The sequence below is a fragment of the Microcoleus asticus IPMA8 genome (genome assembly GCF_013179805.1).
Lineage (GTDB): Bacteria > Cyanobacteriota > Cyanobacteriia > Cyanobacteriales > Microcoleaceae > Microcoleus > Microcoleus asticus.
The window spans coordinates 1-6,063 of record NZ_SRRZ01000214.1 but is presented as its reverse complement, the minus strand read 5'-3'; the positions used below and the strand labels follow the sequence as shown (position 1 = coordinate 6,063).

The following is a 6,063-nucleotide window of genomic DNA, read 5'->3' as shown; positions in this document are numbered from 1 at the left end:
CTAACACCTATCTAAGAAGGAAAATTATCCGGCTTTAAGAACTTCAGAAAAATTTAAGGTTCTGATTTAATCTGCTCAAATCCGGTTAAAAATAAAAATTTCAAGAAGGTTATTTAATTATTTAGTAATGCACAAATTCAGGGTTTTGTCAAATTAATTTAGATGCGTTTACCCTGCCTAATTCTCGAAGAAATTCTTGTTGCTTGGAATAGGATATGTGCCCATAATTACCTAGCCATACCAATAATGCTTGTAGAGCGATACTCAAATCTTGTCCTGGCACTATACCCGGTGAGACGAGTCCCATCACTATGGTTCCACATTCATTACACTGACATTTGGCTCGTTGATATTCCACTACTTCAATTGGTCTATCTATTAAGCACGCTACCTGCTGCTTACTATAACCAATAATGTCACTTAGTTCTTTGCTACCACAATGCTCACTCTTAGTCAGGAGTGCTGATTTCATATCTATCTACTCGCCCAAACCCTTTTCGGGTTTTGCCGATATGTCCAGGCTGTCCTCCTGGTTTACGATGCAGGTTGGGACTCTGACTCTTTTGAGTTATCAACTTGGGCTGTCTCTGATTTCTGTATGAGATCGCTCGATGGTGGTTTCGATGATGTTTTACTATTGCTGGGCTGTCTCTCTTTGAGCTTTTCGACCTCTTCTTGTAGTTTTTCAATCAGCTGCTGTTGGGTCAGCACAATTTTGATCGGTTCCTCACGGCTCAACTGGTCAACTATTTCCCTTTTCAGTGCTAATAACTTTGATTTTTCGCTCATCTGACTACACTACCATATTTCTCCGCTCTGAATGAACTATTTTTTACCTGAATCCTTACGTCAAACTTTTGATTTTCCTAAGCTATATATGTATGGCTTTTTTGCCAAAAAACCTGAATTAATACTAACTTAATCACGATTAGTGAAGCCCGATTTGTTGGCAAATGATTTAAGGTCGCTATAGGAAGCTAGCCTCTTAATCATCAACCTAATAAAAGAAAGATTCATCTTGGCAGTTGCATTATCTAAGGTTCTCAAGGGAGTTTTTGATGACAATTTTACACCTTTCCATCCAAGAATTGGAGCGCTTGATGACCCACCTCGCTTTTACTGGCACAAATCCCGATTGTCCTCTTTCTTCTTTTTGTTTTTCTGAGGGTTTTTCTGAGAGCTCAAACTTAATTTGGGTGAGAATTTGTGGGTAAATCTTCTTTAACTCAGCAGTCAAATGGTCGGGGTGATATCCGTGGTCTAGCAAGATAGTGATTTTGGGAACATTAACGGGTTTAGACTTGAAATAATTGATGTTTTTGCTTAACATTTCAATTAAACCTGCATCATCTGATCAGCTAGCTTTCGTGCAGTGAGTTAAAAATGGAAACGATCGCGTATCAACCGCTAGATGTCTTTTAATACCATTGGTTGATTTGTAAAAACAATAACATGAGCGATGCAATACTGGCATTACAGGTATTTTTAACTGCCTGTGAATCGATCATCATCAATGTAGTCCACTTCGGTTTTTTTTACTTGCAATCGGACGCTCGAATGTAAGACCCTCATCAACTCTTCAAGCACACCTTGAGAGCGCCACTGTTTGTAATGCCAATATACGGTTGAGTAGGGAGGTAAATCTAATGGTCGCGTCTGCGCAATTGCAACCATGCTTGAGTCGATCGGGCGATGCCATTTAAAATTTCTCTTTGAGTCCAGTTAGGGGGTCGAGTTTTCTTTTTTAGCGGCAATATTTGAGAGAGTAAGGGTGACAAAACTTCCCATTCAGCATCTGTGAGATTAGTAGAGTACGGCATTATCTCTCGAAGTGTTTTGATGGTAATTTTACATCAACGAGCGTCAGCGGGGACAACCAACTTGAAAACCTTTCCAGGCTAAGCTTTAAACCCCAAAACCTCAACAAACAGCTCACAGCAGGCAATCGACTGCTATGAGCCTCACGCCAGCTACGAGTAGATCGCCGGCTGTGAGTAGATCGCCGGCTATGAGTAGATCGCCGGCTATGAGTAGATCACCTGCTGCCGGGATCATCAAAAGATCTCAAATGGGTTCTATAGCCCAAAGCTAGGAACAGAAACATCCACGGTGCAAGCTTGCGGTGATCCGATCGACTTTTTAGTGCAACATCTTTATCGGTGGCCAAACGTCCCTGCCATCCCGTATACCCGACAAAACTGCCCATCGCCACCACCACGATCCCCATCATTATAGGGTGGCCCCAATGGGTAATTGGTTCGGGAATTCCCAGACTGCGAAATAGACTGGCGATGGGTTCTAGTAGTTCGCTGAGATCGATCATTTGCTTGAGATTCCTAACTTTGCGATCGCTAATTTTGGTTTAACCAACAACTTACTATAAATAGCAATATACCAATCGTGATTTTCAATCACTGTTTCCAGCCAGAAGTCTGTATAAAATAAAAGAACCGGACACAGGAGAAGTGTATTGCCTAGCCTCAGCAGGGGATCTGCCATTTCAGTTAATTTGAGCTGAGCAGTATCCAGTTTTTTGTCCCCACACCAGTAATAGGATGCTATTGCAGACGGCGCTATGATTAAGCCTTACCGATTTTTGCAGCGAATTGCTCAACTGTTCGCCTACGCCTACTCCGCACTGATTGTCGGCTATCTGATTCTGAGACTGATCTTTTGGGACAGGCTGTGGCCGGTTGCCTTGATGGGGGATTTTGTTCCTTGGATTTTCTTGCCAATCTTCCTGCTGCCAATTCTAGGGTTTTTTCTCATAAAGAAACGCTGGTTCGCGATTGTTTCATCTGTGGCTAGCCTCTGTCTGCTGGGTTGGCTACACGTCACTTACTTTTCTCCCCAGCCGGCGAACATCAGTGACTCCCAACCAACGCTCAAGGTTTTTTCTCTCAACCTCGGCTGGCATCGCGAATCCCGACAAGCTTTGGTTAACCTGATTCAGGAAGAAAAACCAGACCTCATTTGTTTGCAAGAAATTAACGAGGATTACGCCACAGAAGTATTCTCTAAGTTGGCAGCATTATACCCGCACCACCAGGGGCGCGGATACCATGTGATTCTCAGCAGATATCCCTTTCGCTCTTTCCAAAAGTTACGGCTAGCCGGTGGGAACGAACCACAGGAACGAGCTATTATCGAAATGAACCAGCAAGATGTAGTTCTTTATAACATTTCAACAACTCCACCGTGGTTTCGCCAGCATAAAATTTTGCCTTTCCTCAAAATCCCAGTTTACGAGTACGGCGACCGACCGGCACAAATTCAAGATTTAGTGCGGCGACTCCAGAAAGAGACGCTGCCGACTATTGCTGCCGGGGACTTTAATTTGACTGACCAGTCTCAAGACTACTATTATTTGAGAGCGGTTATGCAAGATGCTTTCCGAACAGCAGGAGTGGGTTTTGGCTTTACTTTTCCTAACGGGTGGGATCTGAAGTTACTGGTTAAACAGTTAAACTGGAAATTAACTTTTCCCCTGGTGAGGCTTGACTATGTTTGGTATTCTCAGCACTGGGGGGCGAAATCAGCCAAGGTTTTACCGGCAATCGGTTCAGAGCATCGACCGGTGTCGGCCCAACTGCGGATGCAACCGGAAATTGGACGAGTATAGAGGGTTGGCAACACTTTGGTGGGGCGATCGCAAGGGCATCAGTCAATTTAAGCTCCGGGCGAAGATGGTGATGATGTTGGCGAATCCGTGAAGGGTGACGCCTCACATTTGCTCCCCTCGCACCCCTGTTAGATCGTGTCCGGATAATTGCCCGCAATTAATTTTTCTATCCTTCTTCCACTTTCTTCTTCCTTTTTGGCGTACTTAGCGTCTTGGCGGTTCATTATTAAACCCCCCAAAGAAACAAAGTATTGATTCGCCAACAGTCTTATGGAATTCGCGACTATACAAACAGGGAATTTTAGACAAATGAAGATGTTTTCAACCAAGCACAGACTAATGGCTCGAATTAAGCCTTACCGACTTTGCAGTTGACTGCTGAATCGCCGGTATGCCACAGCCCTCGGTCTGCGCTTCACCCAATCTTCACAGCCTCATCCTCACTCTGGATGTTAAATCCTACCTGCCTGCTCAAAGTTAATTTCAATTCCTTGACTTTTGAATGGCAAAGTGAGAAATTAACATCGCAGCCGACGAGCAGTCGCACTTCTACATTTTGCTAATCGCTCTCAAGGGAGAATCAACTGCTGAAAAAAAACTAGAGGTTCCAAGTTTGAGACTTTTTGCATAAAGTATGCCGTCTGCCCGATGAGAGTTCGATCGACTGAGCGCTAAACAGTCTGAAGGTACCCTGAAAGCACCCTTGTCTGTTGAGCAGCCATCGCTGTGCACCTAAATGAACCCTATCAACTAACTCGCTGGGGATTCGGTTTTAGCAGACAAGCACCCACTTTCTTGCGTCGCCTTCCTCGGAACCGTGCAATCGCTACACTCACTGCGCCGTCGCTAAAGTAGCTTCCGAAGGTTGGATTTGATACTTTACGAGATTTGCCAGTTCTTGTAACTGATTAATCGCTTCTGCACCTTCTAGTTTCATGAGTTCGCGGTCGTCCCGCATCTCAGTCCAAGTGATACCGTAATCTGACACTAAAAATCGAATCAGATGGTTGTCCGTCAAACTGACCATAAATGAGGCACTGTTCATCTGACCCCCGCAAGTGTAGCAGGATGCCAGATAACCCCGATGCTCTAGCACGATCGCTAAAGCTTGCAGGTTCATTACCAAATCTTGAACGAATTTACGGTGTTGTTCTGCAAGTCTCAGAAACACGTTCTCCTCCTATCACCACACCGTGTATTTTACATCCCATTTAAGAATTTCTTAATAACTGGGTATTTAGGTGCTGGTTCAGTATACGTTTAGTATGCTAAAAAAAAATCGGATTAGCGACCTCTTCAGCCTACCTATAATAGATTAACCGAGTTGCGATCGAAACTAAGTATCAGCAGCGACATTCAGCCAAAACACGCTCTCGCCCGGGACTCCAGCCTCAAAATTTGCCTCCTGTAACAGGTGATTCAGCCGTCGGCAGCCCAAAGATACAAATAACTAATGACAGCAATCAAATTAGTTAAGTATAAGAGTTCAATCCCCCTGGGGATACTCGTCCCAAAGCGTCGTCGTCTGTCGCAAGCTCCGAAAATCCCCATTCCCCAAAATCAAGTGATCCAGTAGCGGAATCGACAAAAACTGCGCTCCCGCCAGCAACTGCCGCGTCAAAGCAATATCCTCCGGGCTTGGCTCCACAATTCCCGAGGGGTGATTGTGCGAGATAATCGCCCGCGTCGCCCCTTGGCGGATCACCTCCCGAAAAATATCCCGTGGGTGAGCCAAAGTTTCCGTAGCCGTGCCGATCGTAATTACCTGAGTACCCAGCAGCCGATTTTTCACATCCAGCAGCACCACAGCAAAACGTTCCTGAGACTGCCACATCAAATCCTGACTCAGGGCATCCGCCGCCGCTTGCGGGGAGTCAACCACAGCCATTTCCGGCGGCCGCGACTGAAACACCCGCTTCCCCAACTCCACTGCAGCCAAAATCGAAGTCGCCTTAGCAGGGCCAATCCCGTGAATCTGCGTCAACTCCTGAACGCTAATACTGCGCAGCACAGCCAGAGGATCGCGAGAATGCAAACTCAACTGATTTAAAATATACTGTCCGAGCCCGACGGCGGAAAGTTTGCCTTGTCCCTGACCAGTACCCAGCAGAATCGCAATTAATTCCGCAGTAGCCAAACTTTTCGGGCCACCCGCCATCAGCCGCTCCCGTGGCCGTTCACTCGTTGGCAAATCGACAATTCTCAAGCTGTAAGTCATAGCTGCACCAGCACTGAAAGCTCAACAATTACACAAGTTTAGCCGATCGATTTGCGTTCTTCAATTGGTACAATCACCGAAAAAAGCCTTCATCATTAACCGATCGTTGGAGTGAGCATCGGGCGAGCAATACAATACTTCTCGGTTAAGCTCTAAGCGGTGTTGAGAATCGAGAAATGAAGATGCTGGTGCTGAGTGCCAGTACCTCTATGAAAAGGTTTTT

At 45.4% G+C, this 6,063-nt stretch carries 7 protein-coding genes and 1 pseudogene; 1 reads left to right on the top strand and 7 read right to left on the bottom strand.

What is annotated here, in order from left to right; translation table 11 throughout:
* Positions 1–148: 148 nt before the first annotated feature.
* From E5S67_RS32895 to E5S67_RS30650, 5 genes and pseudogenes are all read right to left on the bottom strand, one after another.
* Entirely contained in the window at positions 149–472 is a 324-nt protein-coding gene (locus tag E5S67_RS32895; protein ID WP_216670824.1) for a hypothetical protein, read from the bottom strand.
* Between the two features lie 62 nt (positions 473–534).
* On the bottom strand, positions 535–789 hold the full coding sequence (locus E5S67_RS30665) for a DUF6444 domain-containing protein (protein ID WP_172193066.1): 255 nt from the start codon (positions 787–789) through the stop codon (positions 535–537).
* Positions 790–1,030: 241 nt separating this feature from the next.
* Entirely contained in the window at positions 1,031–1,330 is a 300-nt protein-coding gene (locus tag E5S67_RS33800) for a transposase (RefSeq protein ID WP_246277066.1), read from the bottom strand.
* A 313-nt stretch (positions 1,331–1,643) separates the two neighbouring features.
* Positions 1,644–1,820, bottom strand: coding sequence for a hypothetical protein (locus E5S67_RS30655; protein WP_172193064.1), 177 nt, complete (start codon positions 1,818–1,820; stop codon positions 1,644–1,646).
* A 239-nt stretch (positions 1,821–2,059) separates the two neighbouring features.
* Positions 2,060–2,323 (bottom strand): annotated as a pseudogene (locus tag E5S67_RS30650) (DUF4079 domain-containing protein); the annotation flags it as partial.
* A gap of 252 nt (positions 2,324–2,575) precedes the next feature.
* Between E5S67_RS30650 and E5S67_RS30645 the strand changes: the two are divergent.
* Entirely contained in the window at positions 2,576–3,622 is a 1,047-nt protein-coding gene (locus tag E5S67_RS30645) for an endonuclease/exonuclease/phosphatase family protein (RefSeq protein ID WP_172193062.1), read from the top strand.
* Positions 3,623–4,454: 832 nt separating this feature from the next.
* Here E5S67_RS30645 and E5S67_RS30640 read toward each other — a convergent pair.
* A complete protein-coding gene (locus E5S67_RS30640; protein WP_015176985.1) occupies positions 4,455–4,793 on the bottom strand; it encodes a DUF1815 family protein in 339 nt (112 codons plus the stop codon).
* Positions 4,794–5,108: 315 nt separating this feature from the next.
* Positions 5,109–5,840 carry a RadC family protein gene (gene radC, locus E5S67_RS30635; RefSeq protein WP_172193060.1) on the bottom strand — a complete coding sequence of 244 codons (732 nt, stop codon included), beginning with the start codon at positions 5,838–5,840 and terminating at the stop codon, positions 5,109–5,111.
* Positions 5,841–6,063 lie beyond the last annotated feature (223 nt).

Coding starts and splice junctions, on each gene's coding strand:
- E5S67_RS32895 (WP_216670824.1), bottom strand. CDS start 472: ATGAAATCAGCACTCCTGACTAAGAGTGAGCATTGTGGTAGCAAAGAA.
- E5S67_RS30665 (WP_172193066.1), bottom strand. CDS start 789: ATGAGCGAAAAATCAAAGTTATTAGCACTGAAAAGGGAAATAGTTGAC.
- E5S67_RS33800 (WP_246277066.1), bottom strand. CDS start 1,330: ATGTTAAGCAAAAACATCAATTATTTCAAGTCTAAACCCGTTAATGTT.
- E5S67_RS30655 (WP_172193064.1), bottom strand. CDS start 1,820: ATGCCGTACTCTACTAATCTCACAGATGCTGAATGGGAAGTTTTGTCA.
- E5S67_RS30645 (WP_172193062.1), top strand. CDS start 2,576: ATGATTAAGCCTTACCGATTTTTGCAGCGAATTGCTCAACTGTTCGCC.
- radC (WP_172193060.1), bottom strand. CDS start 5,840: ATGACTTACAGCTTGAGAATTGTCGATTTGCCAACGAGTGAACGGCCA.